Source organism: Streptomyces sp. HUAS 31 (assembly GCF_028198125.1).
Taxonomy (GTDB): Bacteria; Actinomycetota; Actinomycetes; order Streptomycetales; family Streptomycetaceae; genus Streptomyces; species Streptomyces chartreusis.
In genome coordinates, this window is the sequence record NZ_CP116353.1 from 9,375,481 (window position 1) to 9,390,214 (window position 14,734).

A 14,734-nucleotide genomic window follows, 5' to 3' on the forward strand; every position below is an offset into this window, starting at 1 on the left:
CCGCCCGACCCGCGCTTGTCTGTGAGGAGTTACGCGATGACCCGATCCCAGGTCGAGGACGTCTGGCCGCTGTCGCCGTTGCAGGAGGGCCTGCTGTTCCACGCGGCCTTCGACAGCGACGGGCCGGACGTCTACCAGGGGCAGCGGCTCCTGGACCTGGACGGCCCCGTCGACGCCGACCTGCTGCGGACGTCGTGGGAGGCGCTGCTCGCCCGGCACCCGGTGCTGCGGGCGGGCTTCCGGCGCCGCAAGTCGGGCGAGGCCGTGCAGGTCATCGCACGCGAGGTGGAACTGCCTTGGCGGATGGAGGACCTGTCGGACCTGGACGAGGAGACGGCGGCGGCCAGGCTTGCGGAACTGGCCGCCGAGGACCGGGCGCAGCGCTTCAACCTCGCCGCGCCTCCCCTCCTCCGTCTGCTCCTCGTCAGGCTGGCGGAGAACCGGCACCGGCTCATCGTCACCAGCCACCACATCATCATGGACGGCTGGTCGATGCCCGTCCTGCTGCACGACCTGACCGCCGTCTACGCGGCCGGCGGCGACGCCGCGAAACTCCCCGGGCCCAGCTCCTACCGCGACTACCTCGCCTGGCTCGGCCGCCAGGACAAGGACACGGCACGCGAGGCATGGCGGGGCGAACTCCTCGGCGCCGAGGAGCCCACACTGGTCGCGGCCGCCGACCCGGGCCGTACGCCGGTCCTGCCCGACAGCCTGATCGCCGACATCCCGGAGAAGCTGACGGGCGAGCTGACCGGGCTGGCCCGGCAGCACGGCCTCACCGTCAACACGCTGATCCAGGGCGCCTGGGCCATGGTCCTGGCGCGGCTGACCGGACGTACCGACGTGGTCTTCGGCGCCACGGTGGCCGGCCGCCCCGCCGGGCTCGCGGGCGTCGAGTCGATGATCGGCATGTTCATCAACACCCTGCCCGTGCGCGTCGAACTCGACGGCGAGCGGCCGTCGGTGGAGATGCTCAAGGCGCTCCAGACCCGCCAGTCCGCGCTCATCGCCCACCAGCACCTCGGCCTCGCCGAGATCCAGCGGCTGAGCGGCGCGGGCGCGGTCTTCGACACCCTCGTCGTCTTCGAGAACTACCCCCGCCCGCCCGAGGAGCCCGCCGCCCCCGACGCCTTCACCCTGCGCTTCGCCGCCGGTCAGGAGACGGCCCACTACCCGCTGACCCTCGTCGCGGTCCCCAAGGACCGGATGCTCTTCAAGCTCGACTACCGCCCCGACCTCTTCGACCGCGAGACCGCCGAGGCCGTCTTCGGCCGGCTCGTCCGAGTCCTGGAACAACTGGCTGCCGACCCGCGGCAGCCGGTGGGGCGTGTCGACGCGATAGGCGAGACCGAGCGGACCCGGGTCATCGACCACTGGAGCTCGACCGCGGCCGACCGGCCGGCCGAATCCGTCCTGGAACTCTTCTCCCGACAGGTGGCGCGGACACCGGACGCCATCGCGGTCTCGGACGGCGAACGACAGCTCACGTATGCCCAACTGGACGCCCATTCCGGCCAGTTGGCTCGGCACCTGGTTGACCGGGAGGTGCGCGCGGGCGACCGCGTCGCCGTGGTGCTGGAACGGTCAGCGGGCCTTCTGATCACGCTGCTCGCGGTGTGGAAGGCCGGGGCCGCGTACGTCCCCGTGGACACCGGGTACCCGGCGGAGCGGATCGCGTTCCTGCTCATGGACTGCGATCCGGCGGCCGTGGTGTGCTCCGAGCGGACACGCGTTGTCGTACCCGAGGACGTGCCTGCCCCGCTGGTGCCGCTCGACGAGGTGTCGGTGCTCGACAGCGAGCCGCTGTCTGTTCCGGTGGCCGGGGACGACATCGCGTACGTGATGTACACGTCCGGTTCGACCGGGGTGCCGAAGGGCGTCGCCGTGCCGCACGGGAGTGTCGCGGCGCTGGTCGGGGAGCCCGGCTGGGCGGTGGGGCCGGATGACTCGGTGCTGTTCCATGCCCCGCATGCCTTCGACATCTCGTTGTTCGAGGTGTGGGTGCCGCTGGCCGGCGGGGCCCGGGTCGTGGTTGCCGAGCCCTCAGAGGCGGTGGACGCGGCTGCCGTGCGGGAGTACATCGCCGGTGGAGTGACGCATGCGCACGTCACCGCCGGGCTGTTCCGGGTGCTGGCGGAGGAGTCGCCGGAGTGCTTCACAGGAGTGCGGGAGGTGCTCACCGGCGGTGACGTCGTGCCGGCGAGGGCCGTGCAACGGGTGCGGTCGGCTTGCCCCGGGGCGCGGGTGCGGCATCTGTACGGCCCCACCGAAGTGTCGCTGTGCGCGACCTGGCATCTGCTGGAGCCGGGCGACGAGTCGCCCCAAGTGCTGCCGGTCGGGCGGCCGTTGGGGAACCGTCAGGCGTACGTCCTCGACGCCTATCTGCATCCCGTAGCCCCCGGTGTGACGGGCGAGCTTTACATCGCCGGTGCCGGTCTGGCCCGCGGCTACCTGGGCCGGGCCGGGCTGTCGGCCGACCGGTTCGTCGCCTGTCCTTTCGCGGACGGGGAGCGGATGTACCGGACCGGCGACCTGGTGCGCTGGACCTCCGACGGCGAGCTGGTGTTCGTGGGCCGGGCGGACGCCCAGGTCAAGGTCCGTGGATTCCGCGTAGAACCGGGCGAGGTGGAGGCGGCGCTGGCCGCGGAGGCCGGCGTCGGCCAGGCGGTGGTCACGGCCCGCGAGGACCGGCCCGGGGAGAAGCGGCTGATCGGGTATGTCGTCCCGGACGGCGAGGACGTGGACACCGAGCTGCTGAGCGAGCACCTGGCGAAGGTACTGCCCGAGTACATGGTCCCGGCCGCCCTGATCGTGCTCGACGCGCTGCCGCTGACCGCCAACGGCAAGGTCGACCACAAGGCGCTGCCCGCACCGGACTTCGCCGTCCGGGTCACGGGTCGCGAGCCGCGTACCGACGCGGAGCGGACGCTGTGCGAGATCTTCGCGGCGGTGCTGGGCCTGGAGCGGGTCGGCACCGAGGACGACTTCTTCCACCTGGGCGGGGACTCGATCACCTCGATGCAGGTCGTCGCCAGGGCAGGACGGGCGGATCTGGTGCTGACGCCACGCCAGGTCTTCGATCTGCGCACACCCGAGAGGCTCGCGCACGCCGCCCGACCGGCCGCGACGAGGACCACGACCGTGCCCGAGGACGCCGTCGGTGAACTGCCCTGGACGCCCGTCATGCGTGCACTGGGCCGTGCCGCGGCCCGTCCCGGGTTCGCGCAATGGGCGGTGGTGTCGGCCCCGTCGGCGCTCCGCGACGAGACCCTGACCACCGCGCTCGGCGTACTGCTCGACACGCACGACATGCTGCGCGCCCGGGTGGCCGCCGACACGCCGACCCTCGTGGTCCCTGAGCGCGGGTCCGTGGACGCCGCCGCACTGGTGGCGCGCGTCGAACTCCGGACCGACGAGGACCCGGACGGAGTCGTCGAACGGGCGGCGCGGGAAGCGGCAAACGGGCTGGACCCGGCGGCCGGCGTGATGGTGCGCCTGGTCTGGGTGGACGCCGGGCCCGAGAGGCCGGGGCGGCTGATCCTGGTCGCGCACCACTTGGTGGTGGACGGCGTGTCGTGGCGGATTCTGCTTCCGGACCTGCGTGTCGCGTGCGAGGCGGCCGTCGCGGGCCGGGCCGCAGACCTGGACCCGGTGGGGACCCCGTTCCGACGCTGGGCACAGTTGCTGGAATCCGAGGCGCGGGACGAGAAGCGAATCGCGGAACTGAATCGGTGGCGCGAGCTGCTCGGTGACGGTGACGCCCTGATCGGCGCACGGGCGCTGGACCCCACCCGCGACACCGCCGCCACCCTCCGACACCGCTCCTGGACCCTGTCCGGCGCGCCGGCCCACGACCTCATCGGCCGTATCCCCGCCGCCTTCCACTGCGGCGTCCACGAGGCGTTGCTCGCCACCTTGGCCGGCGCGATCGTCCGCTCCCGGTCCGGCGCGAACAGCGCGGTGCTGGTGGATGTAGAGGGCCACGGCCGTGAGCCGTTGGCCTCCGACGTGGACCTGTCGCGCACGGTCGGCTGGTTCGCCGATGCGCACCCCGTACGACTGGACACGGCGGACATCGACATGACGGACGCGTCGGCCGGGGGAGCGGCGGCGGGCGCACTGCTGAAGGCGGTGAAGGAGCAGTCGCGAGCGGTGCCCGGGGATGGCCTCGGCTACGGGTTGCTGCGTCACCTCAACCCCGACACGGCATCGGTCCTGGCCCAACTCCCCACCGCCCAGGTGGGCTTCAACTACCTCGGCCGGTTCCCCGCCCCCGCGACCGGACCGGCCGCCGGGCCGTCAGCACCGGGCGGCTCCATCGCCCCCGACACGCCGCTGCTGCACACGATCGAGGCCGCCGCCGTCGTCCGCGACACGCCGGAGGGCCCGGCTCTGACCCTCACGCTGAACTGGGCCGGGAACATCCTCGACGCCGAAGACGCGGAGAAGCTCGGCAGCACCTGGCTCGCCCTCCTCACCGGCCTCACCACGCACCTCGCTGACCCCTCCGCCGGCGGCCACACCCCGTCCGACTTCCCGCTCCACGCCCTCACCCGGTCCGACGTCGAGGAACTGGAGACCACGGTCCCCGGCCTGACCGACGTCTGGCCGCTCTCCCCGCTCCAGGAAGGGCTGCTCTTCCACACGGCCTACGGCGACCAGGGCCCCGACGTCTACGAGACCCAGCGCGTGCTCGACCTGACCGGCCCGCTGGACGCCGACCGGCTGCACCGCTCCTGGAACGCGCTCGTCGCCCGGCACGACATGCTCCGGGTGAGCTTCCACGAACTCGCCGACGGCCGCACCGTCCAGGCCGTCACCGGCGCGGCCGAACCCCCATGGCGCGAGGTCGACCTGTCCGACCGGCCCGAGCCGGAGGCCCTCGCCGAGGCCGAGGCCCTGGCCGAAGAGGAACGCGCCGAACGCTTCGACCTGACACGGGCCCCACTGCTGAGGCTGCTCCTCATCCGGTTGGGCGAGCGACACCACCGCCTCGTCATGACCTCCCACCACATCCTCCTGGACGGCTGGTCCACGCCGATCGCCCTCGACGAGGCGTCCCGGATCTACGCCGCCGACGGCGACGCCTCCGGCCTCGGCCCGGCGCCCTCCTTCCGCGAGCACCTTGCCTGGCTCGCCCGGCAGGACAAGGAAACGGCCCACGAGGCATGGCGGGCCGAACTGGCCGGTGCCGACGAGCCGACGCTCATCGCGCCCGCCACCGCGGGCCGGGGACCGGCGGCCACGGAAGGCGACTCGCTGCTGCTCTCCGAGGAACTGACCCGCGCCCTGACCTCCGTGGCCCGCGAACACGGCCTGACCCTGAACACGCTCGCGCAGGGCGCCTGGGCGTTGGTGCTGAGCCGACTCGCACGGCGTACCGACGTCGTCTTCGGCATCTCCGTCGCGGGCCGCCCGCCGGAGCTGCCCGGCGTGGAGTCGATGGTGGGGATGTTCCTCAACACGCTGCCGGTACGGGTACGGCTCGACGGCACGGAAAGCGTCGTGCGGATGCTCGCACGGCTTCAGGACCGCCAGTCGGCCCTGCTCGCTCACCAGCACGTCGGTCTGGCCGAGATCCAGTCGCTTGGCGGCGCGGGCGCCGTGTTCGACACCATGCTGATGTTCGAGAACTATCCGGGTGGCCCGTCGCGCCTCGCCGCCACGGACGACGAAGTCACCGTCGAACGAGTCAACACCCGCGCCGGCACCAGCTATCCGCTGGCCGTCGGCATCATGCCCGGCGACCGGATGCGGGTCCACGTCACCTACCGCCCCGATCTCTTCGACCGCGACGAGGCCCTCCACATGGCCCGGCAGGTCGAACGCGTCCTGGAACAGCTGGTCGCCGATCCGTCGGCGCCGGTCGGACGGGTCGATGTCGTGGGCCCGCTGGAGCGCGGGCTGGTGGTGGAGGGCTGGAACACCACGGCCGGTCCGACGCCGGGTTCCTCGGTGCTGGAGCTGTTCCGTGCGCGGGTCGCGCAGGCGCCCGACGCGGTCGCCGTGGTCGACGGTGAGCGGCAGGTGTCGTACGGAGGGCTGGACGCGGACTCGAACCAGGTCGCGGCCTACCTGCGGGAGCGCGGGGTCGGTCGTGGGGATCGGGTGGCCGTACGGCTGGAGCGATCGATCGACCTGATCACGGCTCTGCTGGGTGTGTGGAAGGCCGGCGCGGCTTACGTCCCGGTGGACAGTGCCTATCCGGCGGAGCGTGTCGCGTTCGTGCTGGAGGACTCTGCGCCTGCCGTGACGATCGATGCGGTCGTGGAGGGCGGTGGCGAGGCTCCGTCTGTTGCGGTCACCGAAGGCGATCTCGCGTATGTGATGTACACGTCGGGTTCGACGGGGATGCCGAAGGGTGTTGCCGTGCCGCACGGGAGTGTGGCGGCGTTGGTGGGGGAGCCGGGTTGGGGTCTCGGCGCGGGTGACGCGGTGCTGTTTCATGCTCCGCATGCCTTCGACATCTCGTTGTTCGAGGTGTGGGTGCCGTTGGCGGGCGGGGCGCGGGTGGTCGTCGCGGAGCCGGGTGTTGCGGTGGACGCCGGGGCGGTGCGGCGGTACATCGCTGCCGGGGTGACCCATGTGCACGTCACCGCCGGGCTGTTCCGGGTGCTGGCGGACGAAGAACCCGACTGCTTCACCGGCGCCCGCGAAGTCCTCACCGGTGGAGACGTCGTACCCCTGGAAGCAGTCGCCCGGGTGCGGGCCGTGTGCCCCGAGGTGCGGGTGCGGCATCTGTACGGGCCGACCGAGGTGTCGTTGTGCGCGACCTGGCATCTGCTGGAGCCGGGCGAGGGCACGGACCGAGTGCTGCCGGTCGGCGGTCCGCTGGCGAACCGTCAGGTGTATGTGCTTGACGCCTTCCTCCAGCCGGTGCCGCCGGGAGTGGCGGGCGAGCTGTACATCGCCGGGGCCGGGCTGGCCCGTGGGTACCTGAAGCGGGCCGGGCTGTCGGCCGAGCGGTTCGTGGCCTGTCCGTTCGCGGATGGGGAGCGGATGTACCGGACGGGTGATCTGGCCCGTTGGACGGACGACGGTGAGCTCGTCTTCGTGGGGCGGGCTGACGCGCAGGTGAAGATCCGTGGCTTCCGGGTCGAACTCGGCGAGGTGGAAGTCGCGTTGGCCGCGCAACCCGCCGTCGCTCAGGCCGTCGTGGTCGCCCGGGAGGACCGGCCCGGCGAGAAACGGCTCGTCGGATACCTCGTCCCCCAGGGGGACCAGGCAGACACCGACGATTTGCGTGCGCGACTCGCGCGGACCCTGCCCGACTACATGGTCCCGGCCGCCCTCGTCGTACTCGATGCCCTGCCCCTGACCGTCAACGGCAAGGTGGACCACAAGGCCCTGCCCGCACCGGAGTTCACGGCGACGACGAGCCGGGAGCCCCGGACGGCGGCCGAGAAGTTGGTGTGTGAGCTCTTCGCCGATGTCCTCAATCTGGAGCAGGTCGGAGTGGCGGACAGCTTCTTCGAGCTGGGTGGCGACTCCATCATGTCGATGCAGCTCGCCGCACGCGGCAACCGCAAGGGCATCGCCTTCAGCGCACAGGACGTCTTCGAGCACGAAACACCCGCCGCCATCGCCGCCGTGGCCCGCCTCGCGGACGACACCGGTCCCGAGGCCGCCGAGGCGGACTCGGGCGGCGAGGTGCCTTGGACGCCGGTGATGCGGGCACTGCGCGACAGGGCCCCGCGTGCGGTGGAGACCGGGGGCCTCGCCCAGTGGGCGGTGGTCGCGGTGCCGGCCACCCTCGATGAGGACACGCTGGCCGCCGGCCTCGCTGCCGTGCTCGACACGCACGACATGCTGCGCGCCCGCGTCGAACCCGGGGCGGAGCCCAGGCTGTTCGTGGCCGAGCGCGGCAGCGTCGATGCCGCAGGACTGGTCACCCGGATCGGCGCGACCACCGGCACCCTCGACGAGCTCGCCGACCGTGCCGCCCGCGATGCCGTCACCCGGCTCGACCCCGTGGCCGGCGTCATGGCGCAGGCCGTGTGGATCGATGCCGGCCCCGAGACCGGGCGGTTGGTGCTGGCCGTGCACCACCTGGCCGTCGATGCGGTGTCGTGGTCGGTGCTGCTCGGCGACCTACGAGCCGCGTGCGAGGACACGGCCGCCGGGCGGCAGCCCGAGCCCGCGCGGGTCGGGATCTCCTTCCGGCGCTGGGCCGAGAAGCTGGCCGCCGAGGCGCGCAAGGACAGCCGTGTCGCCGAACTGCCCGCCTGGACCGAGCTGCTGGGCGACGGCGACGCCCCGATCGGCAGCCGGAGGCTCGACCCCGGGCGCGACACCGCGTCGACCGTGTGCCGCTCCACCTGGACCCTGCCGCCCGCGCAGGCCCGGGAGTTGGTCAACCGCGCCCCCAACGCCTTCCACTGCGGCGTTCACGAGGTGCTGCTCGCCACCCTCACCGGAGGCATCGCGCACTGGCGGGAGCGGACCGCCGAGGAGGGCGGTGCCGCGGTGCTCCTCGACATCGAGGGTCATGGCCGTGAGGCGCTCGACGGTGTCGATCTGTCTCGCACGGTCGGCTGGTTCACCAGCGTCAAGCCTGTGCGCCTCGAAACCGCCGGAGTCGACATCGCGGACGCGCTGGCCGGTGGTCCCGCGGCTGGGGCGCTGCTGATGGCCGTGAAGGAGCAGGCACGCCGCCTGCCGGGCGACGGGCTGGGCTTTGAACTGCTGCGGCACCTCAACCCCGAGACCGCGCCGGCTCTGGCCGAACTCCCGGTCCCTCAGGTCGGGTTCAACTACCTCGGCCGGTCGACCGCCCCCACGGGGACGGGCGTGGAGCCCTGGCAGGCCACGGCCGGCATCGGCGGATCGGTCGACCCCGCCACACCGGTGAAGCATGTGATCGAGGCGGGCGCCGCCGTACGGGACACCCCGGACGGGCCGGAGCTGACCCTGAGCCTGAGCTGGGCCGGCGAGGTGCTGGACGCGACCGAGGCCGAGGCGCTGGGGCGGGCCTGGATGGCGATGCTGAACGGGCTCGCCGGCCACGTCGCCGACCCGGGCGCAGGCGGCCACACACCGTCCGACTTCCCGCTGCTCGACCTCAGCCAGCAGGAGGTCGCCGAGATCGACGCGGCGGTGCCCGCGCTCGCCGACGTCTGGCCGCTGTCGCCGCTCCAGGAGGGGCTCCTCTTCCACGCCGCGTACGACGAGCAGGGCCCCGACGTCTACGAGGGCCAGCGCTGGCTGGAGCTGACCGGGCCGCTGGACGTGGCACGGCTGCGGGCCGCCTGGCAGGCGGTGGTGGCCCGGCACGCCACGCTGCGGGCCGGGTTCCGGCAGCTGGAGTCCGGGCGGTTCGTGCAGACCGTCGCCCGTGACGTCGAGATCCCGTGGCGCGCCGAGGACGTCTCCGAACTGCCGGAGGCCGAGGCGCTCGCGGCGTTCGAGCGGCTTGCCGCCGAGGACCAGGAGCACCGCTTCGACATCGCCCACGCGCCGCTGCTGCGGGTGCTGCTGGTGCGGATCGCCGAGCGGCGCCACCGGCTGGCGTTCACCAGCCACCACATCGCCTCCGACGGCTGGTCGCTGCCGGTGATGGTGAGCGAGGTCGCACGGCTCTACGAAGCGGGCGGCGACCCCCGTGCTCTGCCGCCCGCCACCTCCTACCGCGCCTACCTGGAGTGGCTTGCACGGCAGGACAAGGAGGCCGCGCGCGCCGCCTGGCGGGCCGAACTGGCACCGGTGGACGAGCCGACGCTGGTGGTCCCGGCCGACCGGGTCACCGCGCCCGCCGAACCGCAGCGGGTGACCTACGAACTGGACGAGGAGCTGGGCCGCAGGCTCGTCGCCCTCGGCCGAGGGCACAGCCTGACCCTCAACACCCTGCTCCAGGGCGTCTGGGCGATCCTGCTGGCCCGGCTGACCGGCCGTACCGACGTGGTGTTCGGCACCACGGTCGCCGGGCGCCCCACCGAGCTGCCGGGCGTCGAGTCGATGATCGGCCTGTTCATCAACACCCTGCCGGTCCGGGTCGGGCTCGACGGCGCGCAGCCGCTGCTGGAGATGCTCACCGATCTCCAGGAACGACAGGTCGCGCTCATGTCCCACCAGCACCTGGGACTCACCGAGATCCAGCGGCTGGCCGGGCCCGCCGCCACCTTCGACACCCTCGTCGTCTACGAGAACTACCCGCGCCCGCCGCTGGGTTCCGACAACCCCGACGCGCTGTCCATCCGGCCGGCCGGAACTCCGGAGGACGCGGGGCACTACCCGCTCACCCTGGTCGCGGTCCTGGAGGACGAGCGGGTGCGCGGAGACCTCGTCTACCGGCCCGACGCCTTCGAGCGCACGGAGGTCGACGAACTGCTCGCCGCCCTGGTGCGGGTCCTGGAGCAACTGGTGGCCGACCCGTCCTCGCGGGTCGGGCGGCTGGACGTGACCGGCGCCGCGGAACGCGACCTGGTGCTGGGGGAGTGGAACGACACCGCCACGGCCGACCGGCCGCGGGCCGCCCTTCCGGAACTGTTCGCCGCCCAGGCCGCGCGCACCCCCGGCAACACGGCCCTGATCGGGGCCGACCGCGAGCTGACCTACGCCGAGCTGGAACGGGAGTCCGGGCGGCTGGCGACCCACCTGCGCTACCTGGGCGTGGCCGCCGAGACCCGGGTGGCGCTGCTCGTGGAGCGCTCGGTGGAGATGGTCGTGGCACTGCTCGGGGTCTCGCGGGCCGGCGGCACATTCGTCCCCGTCGACCCCGCGCACCCGGCCGACCGGATCGCGTATCTCCTCGATGACGCGGCGCCCCCGGTGCTCCTGTGCACCGCGCGGACCCGAGCCGCCGTGCCGGCCGACTACCCGGGCCGGATCGTCGTCCTCGACGAACTCGACGACTCGGCCCTGCCCGCCGGACCGTTCGCCGCGGTGCCGGTGCCGGCGGAGCAGGCCGCGTACGTCATCTACACCTCCGGCTCCACCGGCACGCCGAAGGGAGTCGTGGTCCCGCACGCCGGACTCGGCAACCTCGCCGCCGCGCAGATCGACCGCTTCGCCGTCGGACCGGACGCCCGCGTCCTGCAACTGGCCTCCCTCGGCTTCGACGCGGCGGTCTCCGAACTGCTGATGGCGGTGCTGTCCGGCGCCGCCGCCGTCGTCGCGCCCGCCGAGACCATGCCCCCGCAGGTGTCACTGACCGAGGCGCTGCGCCACTGGGACGTCACCCATGTGACGGTGCCACCGAGCGCGCTCGCCACCGCCGACGAACTCCCCGACGGGCTGAGGACGTTGGTGGTCGCCGGCGAGGCGTGCCCGCCCGCGCTCGCCGACCGGTGGGCCGGCGGCCGCCGGATGATCAACGCCTACGGTCCGACCGAGACCACCGTGTGCGCGTCGATGAGCCCGCCGCTGGCCCCGGGAGCGGACGTCGTTCCGATCGGCAGGCCGATCGTCAACGGGCGCACATACGTCCTCGACCCCTTCCTGCGACCGGTCCCGCCCGGTGTCACCGGCGAGTTGTACGTCGCGGGCGCCGGCCTGGCTCGCGGCTACCTGGGACGGGGCGGGCTGACCGCCACCCGGTTCGTGCCCGACCCGTTCACGCCCGGCGCGCGGATGTACCGCACCGGCGACCTGGCCCGCTGGACACCGGACGGTCTGCTGGTCTTCGCCGGGCGGGCGGACGCGCAGGTCAAGGTGCGCGGCCACCGCATCGAGCCGGGCGAGGTCGAGGCCGTGCTCGCCGAACACCCGGGCGTGGCCCAGGCGGCGGTCGTCGCCCGCGAGGACACACCCGGCGAGCGGCGACTGATCGGATACGTCGTGCCCGACGCCGCCGACCGCGGCCGCGACGAACGGATCGCCCGCGACCAGGTCGGCGAGTGGCAGGTGCTGTACGACTCCGTGCACGCCGAGCACACCGAAGCCGAGTTCGGCGAGAACTTCGCCGGATGGAACAGCAGTTACGACGGACAGCCCATCCCGCTCGCCGAGATGCGCGAGTGGCGGGAGCGGACCGTGGACCGGATCCGCGCACTACGGCCCCGCCGGGTGCTTGAGATCGGCGTCGGCACGGGGCTGCTGCTGTCCCGGCTGGCCGGGGAGTGCGAGGAGTACTGGGGCACGGACTTCTCCGCGCCGGTCGTCGCCGAGCTGCGCCGCCACGTCGAGCGGGATCCGGAGCTGGCCGCGAAGGTGCGGCTGCGGGTGCAGGCCGCCGACGACACTGACGGGCTGCCCGAGGGGCACTTCGACACCGTCGTGCTCAACTCCGTCGTGCAGTACTTCCCCAACGCCGACTATCTTCGGGGCGTACTGGAGTGGGCGCTGCGGCTCGTGGCGCCCGGTGGCGCGGTGTTCGTCGGCGATGTGCGCAACCACCGTCTGCTGCGGCCCTTCGCGACCGCCGTCGAGACCGCCCGGACCGCCGACCAGGACGTGTTCGCCCTGCGCCGGGCAGTGGAGCAGAACCTCACCATCGAGAAGGAACTGCTCGTCGACCCCGAGTTCTTCGCCGCACTCGGCACCGAACTGCCCGACGCCGCGGGCGCCGACATCCGGCTGAAGCGGGCCTCGCACCACAACGAGCTGAGCCGTCACCGCTACGACGTGGTGCTGCGCAGGACAGGCACGAACACCCTGACCGTCGCGGACGCACCCCGCCTGACCTGGACCGACGCAGGCGACCTCACCGGGCTGGCCCACCACCTCACCTCCGCGCGCCCCGACCGGCTGCGGCTGACGGGCGTGCCCAACTCCCGTGTGGCGCACGAGGTGGCGCTGGCCCGCGCCCTCGACGAAGGGGTACCGCTCCCGGCCGAGGAGACCGTGACCGGCCCGGACGTCGAGAAGCTGTACGACCTCGGCGACCGGCTCGGCTACTGGGTGGGCGTCACCTGGTCGGCGACCGCACCGGACGAGGTGGACGCCGTACTCGTCCGCGCCGGACTCACCGAGTCCACGGCCGTGGTGGACGTCTACACACCCGCCCCGGTGCCGCCGACGGCCGTCACCAACGACCCCGCCGCCGGCCGCGGCACCGGCGCCCTGCTGGCCGAACTCCGCGAGCACGTCGAGCGGCGGCTGCCCGCCTACATGGTCCCGACCGCCTTCGTGCCGATGGACCGGCTGCCGCTCACCCCCAACGGCAAGCTGGACCGGCGGGCGCTGCCGGCCCCCGACTTCGCCGGTCGCGCGGGCGGACGTGACCCCCGTACCCCTGCCGAGGCACTGCTGTGCCGACTCTTCGCTGAAGTCCTGGGGCTGGAACGGGTGGGCGCCGACGACTCGTTCTTCGCTCTCGGAGGCGACTCGATCACCTCGATGCAGCTCGCGTCGCGGGCCCGGCGCGAGGGCGTCGTGCTCACGCCCCGGCAGGTCTTCGTCGAGAAGACTCCCGAGCGGCTCGCCCTGCTCGCCGAAGCGGCCGCCGCCGAGGAGGCGGCAACCGGTGAGGTGCCGTGGACCCCGGCCATGCGGGCCGTGCCGGCCGACGGGACCGTGCCCGCCCAGTGGGTGGAGCTCGCCGTCCCGGCCGGCCTGGACCCGGCGGCCCTGGTCCGTGCCCTGCGGGCGGTGCTCGACACGCACGCGATGCTGCGCTGCCGTATCGGCGAGGAGCTGGTCGTCGGCGAGCCCGGCGTACCGGACGCGGCCGGGCTGATCGACCGAGTCGACGCCGGCACGCCGCTCGACGACGCCGTGGCCGACGCCGCGTCCCGGCTCGACCCTGCCGAGGGCGTCCTGGTCCGACTGCTGTGGGCGGACGCCGGTGCGGAGAGCCGACTGGTGGTCGTCGTCCACGAGCTGGTCGTGGACGACGAGTCCTGGCGGATCCTGGTGTCCGACCTGCGGACAGCGTACGAGGCCGCGGCAGCCGGCCAGGAACCCGTACCGGAGCCGGAGAGCACGTCGTACCGGCGCTGGGCGCGGCTGCTCGCCGAGCAGGCGACGGCCGACACGCGGATGGAGGAACTGGACGGCTGGGCCGCGCAGTTGGAGGCCGACGAACGGATCCCCACCGCCGGCACCGAAGCCCGTGCCACCTGGTCGCTGACACCCGAGATCACGGCCGTGCTCACCCACCGCACCCCGGAGACCTTCCACTGCGAACCGTCGGAAGTGGTCCTCGCCGCCCTCGTGGGTGCCGTGGTGGAGGGCGGTACCACCGCCGTGATGGAACTGGAGATCTCGGGCCGGCAGCCCGTCGACGGCGTCGATCCGTCCCGTACGGTCGGCCGCTTCGCGCACGACATCCCCGTACGCGTCGAGCTCGCCGGACTCGACCTGGGCTCGGCACGGGCCGGTGGTGCGGCGGCCGGAGAACTGCTGAAGACGGTCAAGGAGCAGGTACGCGCGGTACCGGGCGACGGACTGGGATACGGGCTGCTGCGTCACCTCGATCCCCGGACCGCGGCCCTGCTCGCCGCCCTCGCCCCGCCCACGCTGGCGTTCGGCTACCACGGCCACACCGCCCCGGACACCGGCGAGCCGTGGCAGCCCCTCACCCGGTCCGCCGTCCGGCCCTCGGCCCACGCGGTGCGCGCCACCGCCGAGCTGCGGGACACACCGAACGGCTCTGAACTGACCCTCGAACTCCGCGGCCGGACCAAGGAGTTGGACCGTCTCGGCCGGGCCTGGCAGGAGCTGCTCGGCGGCCTCGCCGCCCACACCGAAGATCCCGCCGCCGGCGGGCACACCCCCTCCGACTTCTCCCTCCTGGACCTCGCGCAGAGCCAGATCGAGGAGCTGGAGGCCCAACTCACAGACGACCAGTGACAGC

Annotated in this window: 1 protein-coding gene; it reads left to right on the forward strand. The window is 73.1% G+C overall.

Going from position 1 to position 14,734, the window contains the following annotated elements:
* Nucleotides 1-36: 36 nt before the first annotated feature.
* Nucleotides 37-14,730: a non-ribosomal peptide synthetase gene (locus PGH47_RS40760; RefSeq protein WP_271667680.1), complete on the forward strand. Its 14,694-nt coding sequence runs from the start codon at nucleotides 37-39 to the stop codon at nucleotides 14,728-14,730.
* The last annotated feature ends 4 nt before the right edge of the window (nucleotides 14,731-14,734 follow it).

What these genes read in the sequence shown, in the direction of transcription:
- PGH47_RS40760 (WP_271667680.1), top strand. Translation starts at nt 37, where the DNA reads ATGACCCGATCCCAGGTCGAGGACGTCTGGCCGCTGTCGCCGTTGCAG.